17 protein-coding genes are annotated in these 15,571 nt (G+C 31.2%); 5 read left to right on the forward strand and 12 right to left on the reverse strand.

Going from position 1 to position 15,571, the window contains the following annotated elements:
- From WBG30_RS00915 to WBG30_RS00940, 6 genes are all read right to left on the reverse strand, one after another.
- Window positions 1–579, reverse strand: a 579-nt coding sequence (locus WBG30_RS00915; protein ID WP_424502761.1) for a DMT family transporter, incomplete at its 3' end; no start/stop codon positions are given.
- Between the two features lie 14 nt (window positions 580–593).
- Entirely contained in the window at window positions 594–1,163 is a 570-nt protein-coding gene (gene pth / locus WBG30_RS00920; protein ID WP_424502762.1) for an aminoacyl-tRNA hydrolase, read from the reverse strand.
- Between the two features lie 49 nt (window positions 1,164–1,212).
- Window positions 1,213–2,334, reverse strand: a complete 1,122-nt coding sequence (locus tag WBG30_RS00925) for a TetR/AcrR family transcriptional regulator (RefSeq protein ID WP_424502763.1) — start codon at window positions 2,332–2,334, stop codon at window positions 1,213–1,215.
- A gap of 124 nt (window positions 2,335–2,458) precedes the next feature.
- Window positions 2,459–3,469: an electron transfer flavoprotein subunit alpha/FixB family protein gene (locus WBG30_RS00930; RefSeq protein ID WP_424502764.1), complete on the reverse strand. Its 1,011-nt coding sequence runs from the start codon at window positions 3,467–3,469 to the stop codon at window positions 2,459–2,461.
- A gap of 12 nt (window positions 3,470–3,481) precedes the next feature.
- Entirely contained in the window at window positions 3,482–4,267 is a 786-nt protein-coding gene (locus tag WBG30_RS00935; protein WP_424502765.1) for an electron transfer flavoprotein subunit beta/FixA family protein, read from the reverse strand.
- Window positions 4,268–4,292: 25 nt separating this feature from the next.
- Window positions 4,293–5,438 carry an acyl-CoA dehydrogenase gene (locus WBG30_RS00940; protein WP_424502766.1) on the reverse strand — a complete coding sequence of 382 codons (1,146 nt, stop codon included), beginning with the start codon at window positions 5,436–5,438 and terminating at the stop codon, window positions 4,293–4,295.
- A gap of 434 nt (window positions 5,439–5,872) precedes the next feature.
- Between WBG30_RS00940 and fabG the strand changes: the two genes are divergently transcribed.
- Together fabG and WBG30_RS00950 are read left to right on the forward strand one after the other, a co-directional pair.
- Window positions 5,873–6,592 (forward strand): 3-oxoacyl-ACP reductase FabG, encoded by a 720-nt coding sequence (gene fabG, locus WBG30_RS00945; protein WP_424502767.1) that lies wholly within the window; start codon window positions 5,873–5,875, stop codon window positions 6,590–6,592.
- A gap of 68 nt (window positions 6,593–6,660) precedes the next feature.
- Entirely contained in the window at window positions 6,661–7,869 is a 1,209-nt protein-coding gene (locus tag WBG30_RS00950) for an acetyl-CoA C-acetyltransferase (RefSeq protein ID WP_424502768.1), read from the forward strand.
- A gap of 95 nt (window positions 7,870–7,964) precedes the next feature.
- On the opposite strand, the gene WBG30_RS00955 is transcribed toward WBG30_RS00950, so the two are convergent.
- Together WBG30_RS00955 and WBG30_RS00960 are read right to left on the reverse strand one after the other, a co-directional pair.
- Window positions 7,965–8,510 (reverse strand): outer membrane beta-barrel protein, encoded by a 546-nt coding sequence (locus tag WBG30_RS00955; protein ID WP_424502769.1) that lies wholly within the window; start codon window positions 8,508–8,510, stop codon window positions 7,965–7,967.
- Between the two features lie 112 nt (window positions 8,511–8,622).
- Window positions 8,623–9,597 carry an NAD(P)/FAD-dependent oxidoreductase gene (locus WBG30_RS00960; protein ID WP_424502770.1) on the reverse strand — a complete coding sequence of 325 codons (975 nt, stop codon included), beginning with the start codon at window positions 9,595–9,597 and terminating at the stop codon, window positions 8,623–8,625.
- Window positions 9,598–9,741: 144 nt separating this feature from the next.
- Here WBG30_RS00960 and WBG30_RS00965 point away from each other — a divergent pair, with 144 nt between their 5' ends.
- Window positions 9,742–10,206, forward strand: coding sequence for an HU family DNA-binding protein (locus tag WBG30_RS00965; protein WP_424502771.1), 465 nt, complete (start codon window positions 9,742–9,744; stop codon window positions 10,204–10,206).
- 66 nt (window positions 10,207–10,272) lie between these two features.
- The gene (locus WBG30_RS00970) at window positions 10,273–10,695 is read left to right on the forward strand and encodes a hypothetical protein (protein ID WP_424502772.1); all 423 of its coding nucleotides are present in this window, start codon (window positions 10,273–10,275) and stop codon (window positions 10,693–10,695) included.
- Between the two features lie 163 nt (window positions 10,696–10,858).
- On the opposite strand, the gene WBG30_RS00975 is transcribed toward WBG30_RS00970, so the two are convergent.
- The 4 genes from WBG30_RS00975 to WBG30_RS00990 all read right to left on the reverse strand — a co-directional run bounded on the left by WBG30_RS00975 (window position 10,859) and on the right by WBG30_RS00990 (window position 14,166).
- Window positions 10,859–11,101: a hypothetical protein gene (locus WBG30_RS00975; RefSeq protein ID WP_424502773.1), complete on the reverse strand. Its 243-nt coding sequence runs from the start codon at window positions 11,099–11,101 to the stop codon at window positions 10,859–10,861.
- A gap of 13 nt (window positions 11,102–11,114) precedes the next feature.
- Window positions 11,115–11,927, reverse strand: coding sequence for an ATP-binding cassette domain-containing protein (locus WBG30_RS00980; protein WP_424502777.1), 813 nt, complete (start codon window positions 11,925–11,927; stop codon window positions 11,115–11,117).
- A gap of 218 nt (window positions 11,928–12,145) precedes the next feature.
- Window positions 12,146–12,841 (reverse strand): GTP-binding protein, encoded by a 696-nt coding sequence (locus tag WBG30_RS00985; protein ID WP_424502774.1) that lies wholly within the window; start codon window positions 12,839–12,841, stop codon window positions 12,146–12,148.
- A 110-nt stretch (window positions 12,842–12,951) separates the two neighbouring features.
- Window positions 12,952–14,166 (reverse strand): ABC transporter substrate-binding protein, encoded by a 1,215-nt coding sequence (locus WBG30_RS00990; RefSeq protein ID WP_424502775.1) that lies wholly within the window; start codon window positions 14,164–14,166, stop codon window positions 12,952–12,954.
- Between the two features lie 257 nt (window positions 14,167–14,423).
- Between WBG30_RS00990 and WBG30_RS00995 the strand changes: the two genes are divergently transcribed.
- Window positions 14,424–15,098 carry a Crp/Fnr family transcriptional regulator gene (locus tag WBG30_RS00995; RefSeq protein ID WP_424502776.1) on the forward strand — a complete coding sequence of 225 codons (675 nt, stop codon included), beginning with the start codon at window positions 14,424–14,426 and terminating at the stop codon, window positions 15,096–15,098.
- The last annotated feature ends 473 nt before the right edge of the window (window positions 15,099–15,571 follow it).

Here is a 15,571-nt window from a genome sequence, read left to right on the forward strand (position 1 = left end):
TAACCTTTGGTTAGTAGTCAAAAATACTCCTGAAATACCTTCTTTCATTTGAGCTACCTTTATATTGGCAAAACTAGTCAAAGTGGAATTAGCTAAAAGTAAAAAAATTCCAAAAATTTCTTTTTGACCGACTGGTGTAAGAGGTTTTGAGTTTACCATGATGACAACTATACCTATCAACCCTAGGAATATACTTAATCCTTTATATTTATCCATTTTATCATCAGCCATGGTGAAGTGAGTCATAATAGCAGTGATAAGTGGTCCTGATCCAATAATGATAGCAGCGGTAGCTCCTCCTACATAACTCATGGCAATATAATAAAGTGCATATCCTACGGCAGTATTGAGAAGTACGACATATGTGATTACTTTTTTATGGATAAAAAGTTGGCTAAAACTATCTCTTCTCCAGGCAAAAGGGATTAAGATAAGTCCAGCTAAGGTAAATCTGAGTCCTGCAAATGTAAATGGTTTTGGCATATATTCGAATCCAATTTTAACTCCTGCAAATGCAGTGGACCAAAGTAAACAGGCTAATATGGCTAGTCCTGCAACATATTTTTTTTCTAATTTCATTAAATACTCCTAGATTATTTTCTGTTAAATTTTTCTATAACCCTGTCGATGCTTTTGGCAGTAATCATAGATTTAGCTGCTTTAGAGGCAGTTTCTATAAGTGGTTCAATTTCTTCAGATCTATCTTTTTTGCTAAATGTATCTAAAACGAAGTTTATAACTTCCTCAGTTCTTTTAGGTTTTCCAATTCCACATTTTATTCTGACAAATTCTTCTCCAAGGTGTGAAATAATGGATTTTACTCCGTTATGCCCCCCGGCTCGTCCTTTTCTTTTAATTTTAAGTTTACCCAGTGTAATATCCATATCATCATAGATGACTATGAGATCTTCAATGGGGTCTAATTTATAAAAATTTACAACTTCTCTAATAGAGTCACCGCTGAGATTCATAAATGTCATTGGTTTTAATAAAAAAACCTTTTCTCCATCTACAGTGGTTTCTGCAAGATCGCCATTGAACTTATCTCTAAAATTAGTTACTCCTAATTCTTCGGCTAAATAATCAATTATATCAAACCCTATATTATGTCTTGTTTTGTCATATTTACTTCCTGGATTTCCCAGTCCAACTATTAATTTCATTCTTTTGTTCTCCTTTTTTTAATTTATACAGTTAATATTAAACTATTAATTATTCTGCTAGTCCCTTTGCAAAATAAGCTTTCATTTCGTTTAAAAATTCATCTTTATCTTTAATATTATTTGTAAAGAAAAATTCTATGCCCATATAATGTGCTATTCCTAATAAGACTGATGAAATTATCCTCTTTTCCTCAAACTTGTAGGAAAGACCTTCCATGGTTTTTATATAAAGTTCGTCCAAGGAATTATTGTAATCGGTCACCATATCTTCAGCTATAAATTCTGATCTTCTTAAAAGCTCATATTTATGGGGAGATCTTCCATAAAATTCCAATAAAAGATAGAGGAAGAGTATGTGAGTCTCATTTGGAGAGAAATTTTTTTGAACATTATCTTTTAGAAAATGGAGTGTTGTTCTTTTTAGATTTTCTACTATTTCTCGTAAAAATATCTCTTTATTCTCATAAAAATGATAAAAACTACCTACTCCAATATGTGTTTCTGCAGCAATTTGATTGATGGTAACTTTATAATAATTTATTTCTCCAAAAAGTTTTTCTCCAACTTCTAAAAGTTTATGTCTTTTATTACCACTATTGAATAAAACTCTTAAATAAAAATCCATATTTTCAAAAGTTTCAACTTTTAAATTACTTTCACTAAAAAAGCCATGGAGGAGGATCTGAGCTAAAAACTTTTCATCTATCTTTAGTTTTCTTTTTACAAAGTTAACATTTATATACCTTATTCCTGACATTATATAGAGGTATTCTAGTTCCTTTAGTTCCCTTCCATAAACAACTTCTAATGCTTCTAAATAAACTTTTCTAAGTTTTTGTTCATATTCGATAAATTTATATTGCCCTTCACGGTAAACCATTATAAGAGGAAATTCTTTTATAGTTATATCAAAATTTAAAAGGATAAAATTTTCCATTCTAGATTGGAGGTCTTTTCCTTGGATATTTTTAAATTGTTCCTCTATTCTGTTGCTAGTTTCTTCCAAAAGATATGTGAATAATTCCTCTTTATTTCTAAAATAATTATATATTATACCATTTGAAATTTTTGCATTTTTACAGATTTGAGCTATTGAAACTTTTCCATATGAATCTTTTGAAAAAAGATCAATGGCTGAATCTATAATTTTTTGTTTTGTCTTTTTTTTCATATTTCCTCCAATAGCAATTTTATTACCAATTAATACAAATTTATTCTCTCTATTATAGCACGAAAGAAAAGACCATAAACAATTAATTTTGTCCATGGTCTTTTTTCTTATAATAAGTATTTGACTATGCTTTCTTTTGAGAAAATTTACTAATTTCCCTGTTTAAAAGTGGCAAAATCTTATTGACATCACCAACAATACCAAGATCTGCATTATTGAAGATGTTAGCTCCCTTATCTTTATTTATAGCTATAATATATTCAGATTCTTCCATTCCGGCAATATGCTGGATAGCTCCAGAGATTCCCAAGGCGAAGTAGATATCTGGTCTAACTGTTTTTCCAGTCTGACCTACCTGTCTATCGTGACCCACGATTCCTAAATCTACCATGGCACGAGAAGCAGAAACTGTAGCGCCTATATTAAGAGCTAGGTTTTCTAAATTTTTAAAGTTTTCAACGGTTCCAACACCACGGCCACCTGAAACCAAGACATGAGCATCTTCAATTTTTACAAGTTGCTTAGCTTCTTTGACCTCTTCAATAAATCTAACTTTAAATTTACTTTCATCAAATTTCATATCAAAATTTATAATCTCTCCAGTTCTAGTGCTGTCTACAGCTAATTTTTGCATTACTCCAGGTCTTACACTAGACATCTGTGGTCTATGATCTGGGCAAATAATAGTGGCCATTAAGTTTCCACCAAAAGCGGGACGAGTCATAAGTAGTTCTTTTTCTTCTGAGATCTCAAGAGATGTACAATCTGCTGTAAGCCCTGTAGATAATCTTGCAGATACTCTAGGAGCTAGGTCTCTTCCTGTAGAAGTAGCACCGATTAAAATTACATTTGGTTTCTTAGATTTTGAGATAGCAGCAAGTGCCTGAGCATATGGTTCAGTTAAATATCTATCTAAATGAGGACTATCGACATAAATTACTCTGTCTGCTCCATGTGAAATAAGATCCTGACACTGATCTTTAATTTCATTTCCCAAAAATATCGCTACTAGTTCCTCTTCTAAGGTATCAGCCAATCCTCTACCTCTACCTAATAGTTCCAGGGAAACGTTTTGAATCTCTCTAGATTTTTGTTCTATAAATACATATACGCCTTTATATTCGTTTAAATTCATAGTTCCCCCTGCCTATATAATGAAATTTTCTTTTAATTTATCTACAATAATAGTAACAGCTTCTTGTGGTGTAACTTCATGAATTTTACCAGCTGTTTTAGCCCCTTTGGTAAATGATTTTTTTACCTTTGTAGGAGAACCAGCAAGACCAAGAACCTCTAGATCAATATCGATCATACTAGTATCCCAAACTTCTATTTTTTTCTCTCTAACTGCCTCTATTATTTTAGATACAGACATGTATCTTGGGTTATTAGCTTCTGATAATATAGTCAACACACAAGGAGTTTCTGCCTCTAATAGTTGATATCCATCTTCTATCCCTCTTTTAACTCTAACTAAATTTTCACCTATGATATCCATCTCTTTTACATATGACATCTGAGGTAGTCCTAGATGTTCTGCTAATTGAGGACCAACTTGTGCTGTATCTCCATCGATAGCCTGTCTTCCTGTAATTACTATGTCAAAATCCAATTTTCTTAATGCGCCTGCTAAGGCATTTGAAGTTGCAAGTGAATCAGCACCTGCAAATTTTCTATCTGTCAATAATATTCCTTTATCTACACCCATTGCAAAAGCTTCTTTTAGAACTTGTTCTGCTTGAGGAGGGCCCATTGTGATTGCTGTGATATGTGCTCCGTGAAGGTCTTTTAATTTAAGAGCTTCCTCTAAACCAGCTTTGTCATCTGGATTTATAATACTAGGAACTCCATCTCTAATTAATGTTCCTTTGATTGGATCTAATCGGATCTCTGTGGTATCTGGTACCTGTTTTATACAAACTACTATATTCATAAAATCCCCCATTTTTATATTTTAATTATTTTAACAAACTTCCTGCTATTACCATTTTTTGAACTTCAGAAGTTCCCTCATATATCTCAGTTATCTTGGCATCTCTCATCATTCTTTCTACAGGGTAGTCTCTAGTATAACCGTATCCACCATGAAGTTGGACAGCTTTTGTAGTTACTTCCATAGCTGTTTCTGAAGCAAATAATTTTGCCATTGCAGCTTCTACAGAATATCTTTCTTTTTTATCTTTTTTTGCAGCAGCTTTTCTTACCAATAATCTAGATGCTTCTACTTTTGTGTCCATATCAGCTAATTGAAATTGAGTATTTTGAAATTTAGAAATGGTTCTTCCAAATTGAGCTCTTTCTTTTACATATTTTACAGTTTCATCCAATGCACCTTGAGCGATTCCAAGCGCTTGAGAAGCTATACCAATACGTCCTCCATCAAGAGTCATCATAGCTATTTTAAATCCTCTTCCAACAGCTCCCAATAGATTCTCATTAGGAATTCTACAATCTTCAAATATAAGTTCACAGGTAGCTGATGCTTTTATTCCTAATTTTTTTTCTTTCTTACCTATAGTAAATCCATCTCTATCTGCCTCTACGATAAATGAAGTGATTCCTTTTAAACCCTTAGATTTATCAGTCATAGCAAAAATAATATAGACGTGTGCATATCCAGCATTAGTTATAAATATTTTAGAACCATTAAGTACCCATTCATTGGTTTTTTCGTCTAAATAAGCTGTAGTTTGTTGCCCTGCAGCATCTGTTCCAGCATTTGGTTCGGTCAATCCAAAAGCTCCAAGCCATTCACCGCTACACATCTTAGGTAAATATTTTTGCTTTTGTTCTTCTGTACCAAATTCATAGATAGGAGCCATTCCAAGTGAAGTATGTGCAGATACAATTACTCCTGTAGTTCCACAAGCTTTAGAAAGTTCCTCCACTACCATAGAGTACATTAGGTTGTCTCCACCTTCTCCACCATATTCCTTAGATATAGGAATACCAAAAAGCCCTAGTTTAGCCATTTTTTCCACCGTTTCTATAGGAAATCTTTCCTCTTCGTCGATCTCACCGGCTATAGGTTTAACTTCTTTCTCTGTGAACTCACTGACCATTTTTTCTAATATTTTGTATTCTTCGTTTAATCCAAAATTCAATTATGCCCCCCCCTTTTTTTTTAAAAAGTTATTTTTTTCACTTTTGGTGTAGATTTTATTTATTACTAAGTTTATATAACTTTTTATTGCTTATGTCAATTTTTTTTTGAATAGTCGCTCATTAAAATTCAGAATTATTCTTTTATCATATTAAAATATTATTTTATATGAATTTTATAAAAGTGTAGATAGAAGATAGTTTTAATGTCCTAATCATATACGATTTAACAAACTTTTTTTTAAGTTTTGTTATTGACTAAGTTAGAATTTGGTGGTAAGATTCTATTGTTTGTCGAATTAGTTCTCAAAAATTAAATGGAATATTTTTTTAAACACTTAGGATGAGCGAAGAAAAAAATTATAAAAAATTTATAAAAGTAGAAAAATTATAGTATATATTAATGTGAAGAAAAATTATAAGAGGAGGTAAAAAAATGAGATTAGAAGGAAAAGTATGTGTAGTGACTGGTGGAGCTAACGGAATAGGTGCTGAAATGGCAAAGTTGTTTGCTAAAAATGGAGCGAAAGTAATAGCAGCAGATATGGGCGAATTAACTTATTCAGCAGAAAATGTTGAGGGATATAAACTTAATGTAACAGATCCAAAAGGTTGTGAAACATTATTTAATTCTGTAGTGGAAAGATATGGAAAGATAGATGTTTTGGTGAATAATGCAGGAATAACTAGGGATGCTCTTACTCATAAGATTACAGATGACATGTGGAATATGGTAATAGATGTTAATCTAAAAGGTGTCTTTAATCTGACTAAATTTGTTGGACCTCATATGATGACTACAGGGGCAGGATCTATAATTAATATTTCGTCAGTAGTAGGAGAATTTGGAAATGTTGGTCAAGCTAACTATGCTGCAACTAAGGCGGGGGTAATTGGATTGACAAAAACATGGGCAAAAGAATTTGCTAGAAAGGGTGCAGCAGTAAGGGTAAATGCAATAGCTCCAGGTTATTGTATGACTGATATGATGTTAACTGTTCCTGAAAAATTATTAGAAAAATTTGCTAAAACAACAATGTTAGGTAGATTAGGTCAACCAGAAGAAATAGCAAAAGTAGCATTATTTTTAGCAAGTGATGATGCAAGTTATGTAACTGGTCATACTCTCAGTGCAAATGGTGGAATGAGATTATAGGCAAAAAAAAAAGCGTAGTTATAAAATTCACTTTATAACCGGTGGAATTTTTTATAAGGGGTGTAGAGATGTCAAAAGTGTATATAGTTTCAGCTAAAAGAACCGCAGTAGGTAAATTTATGGGTGGGTTAAGTGGTGTAAAAGCAGCACAATTAGGTGGCGCAGTTATAAGAAATATAATTGAAGAAACTAAGATTGATCCTAAAAATTTAGATGAAGTAATAATAGGAAATGTACTTTCAGCTGGACAAAAACAGGGAGTTGGAAGACAGGCTGCTATAGATGGAGGAGTTCCAGTAGAAGTTCCTGCATATTCAGTTAATATAATCTGTGGAAGTGGGATGAAAAGTGTAATGCTAGCATATAATGCTATAAAATCTGGAGATGCTAATCTAATAATGGCTGGAGGAGTAGAGTCTATGTCTGGAGCACCTTATTTAATTCCTGAATCTACTAGATCTGGGCATAGAATGGGAGATTTTCAAACTGTAGATCATATGGTTTGTGATGCTCTTACAGATGCTTTTAATAATTACCATATGGGAGTTACGGCTGAAAATATAGCTGAAAAATATAATTTATCTAAGAAATCTCAAGATGAATTTGCTGTAGAATCTCAAAGGAAAGCTATAGTTGCAATAGACAGTGGTAGATTTAAAGATGAAATAGTACCTATAGAGGTTCAATCTAGAAAGGAAACTATAATATTTGATACCGACGAACATCCAAATAGAAAAACAACTTTAGAAAAATTAGGAAAACTAAGGACTGTTTTTAAAAAAGATGGAACAGTTACAGCAGGAAATGCTTCTGGAATAAATGATGGTGCCAGTATAATGCTGGTAGCTTCAGAAGAAGCTGTAGAAAAATATAATCTTACTCCATTGGTAGAGATTATTTCTACTGGACAGGGTGGAGTAGATCCATCTATTATGGGAATGGGACCTGTTCCTGCAATAAAAAATGCTTTAAAAAAAGCTGGGATGACATTAAAAGAGATGGAATTATTGGAACTAAATGAAGCCTTTGCGGCACAGTCTCTTGGTGTAATGACAGAGTTAACTAGACAATATGATGTGGCGATGGATTGGTTTAGTGATAAAACCAATGTAAATGGAGGAGCTATAGCTTTGGGTCATCCTGTAGGAGCGAGTGGAAATAGAATTGCAACAACTCTTATCTATGAAATGAAAAAAAGAAACGTGAATTTTGGGTTGGCATCCCTCTGTATTGGAGGGGGAATGGGGACAGCATTGGTCTTAAAAAATATAAAATAAATTTATGATCAAAAAAAGGAGTTAACTAGTAAAAATACTGGTTAACTCCTTTTTTATTTTTTAGAAAATTTGAATAAAAAATTTGCGTTTCTTTATTATCTAAATCTATAACCAATTCCAAATGTCCATCTAGAGTAGTCGTAGTTAGTTTTGTCTACCTTAGAATGAGTGTCTTGATATGAAACTTCAAGTACTACTCCATCATTTTCTACTCCGCCACCAAGGGCATAGTATAATCCGTCTTTAGGAGTCTCTTTCCATCCATCTTTCATATTAAATGAATAACCTAGGTTGGCTTTAAGGAAAGTTTCCCAAGAAGAATCTCCTAAATATCCAATTTTATATTTCAATGCACCATAAACTGGAACAGATCTAAATAATGGATCATTATGTGTTTTACTCTCTTGATTGATCTGATAGGCAATACCGGCACCTAGATATAGATTGTCATTTACAGAATTCATTATCTCAGCTGCAAAATCTACTCCTATACCTTCAGTCTTATATTTTGTGATAACACTAGAACCATCATCATTATATGTACCAAAACCATTTAAGCCAATTCTTGTTTCTATATATTTGTCTGCCATGGCTGTAGTCGCGGTACCTATTAACAGTCCTATCAATAATAATTTTTTCATACTCCACCTCTTTAAATAAATTTAAATGTGATCTATTATGTTTAATAGATCACATCACATTAATATATTTTAATACGGTTTGGATTATAATACAACTAAAATTATAGATATATTAATTAAACGTTTTTTCTACATATTTTTCACTGATTACAGCAGCTATAGCACCATCAGCAGAAGCTGTGATAACTTGATATAATAGTTTTTCACGACAGTCACCTGTAGCATATACACCTTCTAAATTTTCTTCAGTAGAAGAAAGTTTTACATTTAGAGTTTTTTCATCTGTAATCAAAAATCCACCAGGGTTAACTACTAGTTTATCTTTGAATAGCTCAGTATTTGGAACATTTCCAACTAGAACAAATACACCGATCGGTTTATCTCCTCCACTATGTTCTGTTATTTCTCCAGTTACCTTGTTTTTTAAAACAATGCTTTCAAGACCTCTAATAGGATCTCCTTTCATTTCTTCTACAGTAGTATCCCAAATAAAGTTTATCTTTTCATTTTTAAATGCTTTTTCTTGAATAGATTTAGCAGCTCTCAGTTTATCTCTTCTATGAACTACATTTACTTTTTTTGCAAATTTAGTTAAAAATATAGCTTCTTCTACAGCGGTGTCTCCTCCACCAATAACAAACACTTCTAAATCTCTTACGAAAAATCCATCACAGGTAGCACAATAAGAAACTCCTCTACCAGTATACTCTTTTTCACCAGGGGCACCTATTAATCTAGGAGATGCTCCAGTAGATAAGATAATTGACTTAGTTTTGTACTCTATTCCAGATTCTCCAGTTAGAGTTTTTATATTAGATTCTAGATCTAGTTTAGTGATAGTATCAGTTTTAAATTCGCATCCAAAATTTACAGCTTGGGTTTTCATTCTCGTTGTAAGTTCTGTGCCTGATTCGGAGATCATTCCACCGGGATAGTTTTCAATTTCAGATGTAGTAGAAATTTGGCCTCCTACTAGCATATTTTTTTCAATTATTAGTGTTTTCATCATTCCTCTAGCACCGTAAAGACCAGCAGATAAACCAGCAGGACCAGCACCTAATATGATTAAATCATATAAATTTTCCATAGAATCACTCCCTAGATATTAGTATTATGTAATATAACTATATACTTATTTTACTGAAATAACAACTAATAAATTTTTTTTCTTGCAATTGGTGAAAATGGGGGTATAATTGTATTAAAATAAAAAAAAATGGAGGATGAACCTATGAAAGAAAAAATTTTAAAGCTATTAGCTAAATCTGAACCACTAAAAACTGGGGATATCGCTAAGATTTTGAAGGTTGAAACTAAGGAAGTGACTAAAGTTCTAAAAGTCTTGAAAAAAGAAGAAAAAATAATTTCTCCTAAAAGATGTTTTTACACAGTTGAAAAAATGGAGGAGAAATTAATTGTAAATAAAAAAGAATTTGTTTCGCTTTATAAGGAAAAAGGGACTTTTAAAACTAAAGTAGAAGCTGAAGTAAATTTAAATGCTTTCATGGATCTCATAGGAGAATTATTGACCTCTGGAAAAGAAGTGAACTTCACAGGGTGGGGGAAATTTAAAGTGGTTGAAAGAGAGGAAAGAAAAGGAAGAAATCCTCAAACTGGAGAAGAAATTACTATTTCTGCAAAAAAATTAATTAAATTTAAAACAGGAAAAAAATTGGATGAGCAAGTAAATGATTAATTTGAAATAAAATAAAATAATGTTAGATACTTTATTATAAAACTTGTAAAAAAGGAGAGGGTTTATATGGGTAAAATAAAAGTAAATAGCATACAAGATGTAAGGACAGAATTATTGTCGGGATCAAAACAAGATATAAAAATTAGAACTAGAAATGTAAAAGTGAAGTATGAGGATGGGACTACAAGAGTGGTAAGACATCTTCCAATAGAAGCTTTCGTACAAATTTCAGAAGATGAAAAGTTTTTAAAAAGTTCTAAAATAGTTGATTTTTATGTGATGTGTGAAGATGCAGATTTAATAGTGTTTTTAGAAGGAAGTATGGATGTATCTGCCTATGATTCAGTTTCTTATAAATCGTTAAAAGAGTTAAACGATAGAGATGTAGTGAAAACTATAGTTATAAAAAATGGAGAAGAATTAACTGAAGAATATAAAGAAAAAATTAAAAACAAATTGAAAAAAGTAGTAATAAAAAATGTAGAGTAGAGTATTTTAAAATTTAATAAAAATTAATAAGAATCTTCTTAGTTAATGGAGTGAAATCCGTTGATTAGGAGGATTTTTTTATTGGAGTTTGTTATAAAATATAATGAAAAAAATGGAAACAATAACGTTTCCATCTTTAATTGTATAATAGGTATATAAATTTTTAGTAGTTTTTTCCTGCAGCCATAATATTGTTGATATCAAAGGCGTGACAAGGAGTTACAGCATAGACCATTCCACAGTGAGGACAAGCGTATTCCATAGTTATCATTGTTATTTCTTCGTTACATTCATGGCATTTAAAAACTGCTGGGATAGGCATAGGTTGCATACTGAATCCCATCATTCTTACTTTATCAACCACTTGTTTTCCGTTTTCAAAACTTCCGTTACATCCATCATGCATATTATAAATCCTCCTAATTTTTTATTATTTCGAAATTTGCTTCTAATTCTTGACCATATCTAAGTTTAGTTCTCATTCCTTGGATAACTTCATCTAAAGATTCTAACTTGTGTAAGATAGCTTTTTCTCCTTTTGTTATTTCCATTACTTTGTCTATTCCACCATTACTAATGATAATTCTTTTGTCTCCCATAAGAGCTAGAATAGGGTCATGGGTAGCCATAAGAACTATTTTGTCCTCTCCTACCAGCAGATCTAATGCTTTCTTTCTATCAATTCCAGCGTTTTCTATCTCATCGATTAGCACAATTGGTGATTTACTCAATATCGCAACATCGGCTATCATAAGAGCTCTAGATTGTCCACCACTAAGACTAGTGATAGGTGTATCCAAAGAGAATTTTTCTCCGGCTAATTCATTGGCTTTGTTAAATATTTTTTCTATAATTTCCTTTTCATTTTCTATCATTCTACTCTTTGCATGGAGTTCAACAAACTCCTCTACACTGAGGTCCATGACAAAGTTCATATTTTGAGATAGTTGTGCTACTAATTTATTGTTACTAGAAAATCTACTCTGTATATCCATAGCTTTTCCATCAATAAGAACAGTTCTTTTCGTAGGAGTATCAGCATTAGCTCCCCATTCAATATCGGCTAACAACCTACTTTTCCCACTTCCTGTAGGACCTACGATGGCAATTATTTCACCTTTGTTTATCACTAATTCATCAAAAGTTTCAGCTTCTTTATATTTATTGAATCCAGGTTTTAAAGTGATGCTTTGGACACCCTTATCCCCTTCAACTCCTAAAAAATCTATCATTTGATTGGTAAAAGTGATAAACGAATCGATTAATTCATCAGGAATAATAGCTTTGTCTTCCAATGTCTCTGGATCTAAAAGATTAAGGTGAGCAGTAAGTGTAGTATCTTTTGCATCATCTAAATCGATGAGATTATCCGTTAAGAAATCATCGATGAAAGGATATAAATTGAGTAATTCTGAAATGGTTTTTTTATCTACTATATTTTTATTTATCATTATTTATCCTCCAAATCTATTTTTCTGACGTTACCCATTTGATGTTCTTCACCAATTCTAGTTTCTCCTAAACAATAAGAACATAGAGCAGAAGGCATTGAAAATCTTAATTTTTTACCTTTTAAAGTTTTAATTTCTTCATCTTTGCTGTAGATAAGGGTAGAAAATTCGTATGCACCTTGACCGGTTAATCCATTAACGTGCATTGTAGTGGCTCTAGGATTTACAGATGTCACTCTAGACATAAATACTTCCCTTTCGGCTTGAGATACGATATCTCCCTTTGTAATAACGACTATATCTGCTGTTTTCAGCATGGGTCCAATTTTTTTAGGAGTGTTTATTCCACTTAAGTTGTCAATTACACAGATGGCCTTTATATCCTGTATGTATGGTGAACATCTATTACATAATCCGGCACTTTCTGTGATAAGAAGGTCTAGTCCTTGTTTTATTCCCCATTGAGTTACTTCCTCTATATTACTAACGAAATAATGATCGGGGCAGAGTGATGCAGATAAACCTTTTTTTACAGGAACTCCAATTTTTTCATATAAAATATCATCATCGGTATATAGGCAATCGAATTTTACGACTCCTACTTTGATACCTCTAGATTTTAAATTGTCTATTGTTTTTATTATTAAGGCTGTTTTCCCTGATGAAGGGGGTCCAGATACTGTTATTAAATTCATGAGTAATACTCTCCTTCTATGCTTATGGCAAAGTTTATAAATGAAAATGTGTGATATTAAGATAAAAACTATTTAAAAATTATTAGTTACTAATTTCTTATTCTTAATTATTACACTTTTTTAGCTTCTTGAAAAAATAGTTTCTCACAATGTTTTAATATGGCTCCAATATCGTTATTTTTTATATAATCCCATCCTACCCACATAAATTTCTTGTCTCCTAAGTTGTTTTCAACTTCAGGATTTACAGTCGGGAATAGTCCTTGGTGAGATAAGATCTCTCCAATCTCCTTAGAAGCGAAGAAATCTGCCAAAGGCTTTAATTCTTTTTCTTTGGATTTTTTAGTCAACATGAATATTGGTGATAATGCCGCACCATCTTCTGGCCATTGTGCTACCATTGGTCCACCTTGTCCAGTCATCTTAGTAAAGAAGTAAGGCATGATTGTTACTGCTGGAACATTTATTTTTAATTTATTTGATTTAACCATTTGAGATGGATGCATATTTTGTAGGAGTGTTTTTCCTAATTTTTTAACTCCATCTTCTCCATAATTTTTATATATACTGATTAATATAGCATTGAATAGATCAAAGTCAGATATAGGTAAACTCACTGAATTTTCAAATTCAGGTTTTAATAGGTCAGCCCAAGATTTTGGAAAAGGTCTGTCTCCTAAAGCATCTGTATTTACTAAAAATACAGCTGGAACCACTGCTAACATTGAATAATCTCCATCAGGATCTTTTAGGGAAATATTTTCATTGTTAAAGTCTTTATTATATTCTGTCATTCCTGTGATATCTTTGAAGATTCCCTCTTGTTTAAATTTACCCATAAGTTCATCTTCGAAGAAGAGATCAAATCCGGCAGAGATAAACATATCTGCCAATTTTTCTGGATGGTTAGCCTTTATAACGTCTTCTTTTAACCAATCTAAACCACTAGATGCAGCTTTTAATTCATGATTTATCTTCATCCCAGTTTCTAATTGAAATTTTTTTAATCCTTCTAAAAGTGGATTTTTTACTGGACAAGGTAGGAGACCCATTATGGATACAGCATCTTCGTCGTTAATCTTTTTATTTAAATTAACATCTTCTGAATTTCTATCTTGCTCAATTATGTCATCAAGTAGTTCTAAAAATGTGTCCACATTAATTTTTTTAGCTTCTAAAGCTTTCTGTATAGTTATTTTACCTATTGTATTAAGTAAAGTTTTATTGTCTAATCCTTTAAATCCCTTTAAATTGAAAAATTCAATAGTTTCTGGATAAGTGTTTACAATTTCTTTTAAGGTCATTTCTTTTTTTATATAATTCATTACTTGTCACCTCAACTTTTTATTTTATAATGTAGTATACTATAAAAATATATAAATTACCTGTAACATAGGTTACGAAAATTTATTTTTTAAAAATTATTTGATATTGGATTTAAATCCTTATCTAATATATAATGAATTGTTAATGTTTCTTAACTTTGAAACTAATAAGAATATTAAGGTGTAATTTTTATTTTATAAAATTATATTTTAAATAAAGTATTTTGATAATTTTAAATAAAAAAGGGGGAATAGCTGTGGATATATTTGAAAAATTAAAAAATGTAGAAATATTTAAAGATATAGATGAGGAAAATCTAAAAACTCTATTGATTGAATTAAAATATAAAGTTAAAAGACTTGATAAAAATGAAATTGTAGCTTTTAGGGGAGATGAGATAGAGGACTTAATAATAGTAGCTCAAGGAGAAGTCTATACTGAGATGCAAAAATTAAATGGGGATTCTATAGTAGTGGATAGATTATCAGAGGGGAGTGTTTTAGCAGGGGCATTTATATTTGGAAAAGATAATAGATTTCCAGTAGATGTGGTTACGGCTATAAGTTCGGAATTAATTTATATACCTAAAGATGAAGTTATAAAGATGTTTCAAAAAAATGAAAGATTATTGCAGAATTATTTAGGAGTAATAAGTGATAAAACTCAGTTTTTATCTAAGAAAATTTGGTTTTCTTTTACCAATAAAAGTATAAATAATAAGTTGATAGCTTACCTTCTTAATAATATGAATAGAAATAATTGTGTGTTATTAAAAAATTCTATGAAAGAGATAGCACAGATGTTCGGTGTTGCCAGACCTTCATTATCTCGTGTATTAAAAGAATTTATAGATGAAGGAATAATAATAAGGGAGGAAAAAAATCTATTGAAGATTCCATCAAAAGATACTCTATTACAAAAAGTAGATTGATTTAAAAAATTCAAACTTTTTTAAAAATTGTTGTGTCTGATAAGTATAAGCAAATGAAGTATAGTAATATTTTTTTCATTTCTTTCTTTTTTTAAAATAAAATAGAAAAATAAAAAGTCTTTTAACTGTGTGACTATTACAGAAAAGAGATTTTTATTTTTAGTTATCAATACTATGGAAAAGGACCTTTTATTATTTAACTCAATAAAATTAAGGATAATTTTATGTGAGTATTAAAATTTTTAAAAAAAATCAAAAAAAAATTAAAAAAGTGTTGACGAAAACTTGTAAACACTGTATACTTCTTCTTGTCCGCAAGGGAAAGCGAAAGTGACCTTAAGCGAGACAACCAATAGGACATTAGCAATTAAATAGAGAAAGAAAGTGTAAATTAAAAACTCAATTGTCGTTTAAAACTTTTAGTTTTAAACAATCGATTAAGGTGTACAGTGGAAAGAACCACTATAAAAATA

This window comes from Psychrilyobacter sp., from assembly GCF_049671765.1.
Lineage (GTDB): Bacteria > Fusobacteriota > Fusobacteriia > Fusobacteriales > Fusobacteriaceae > Psychrilyobacter.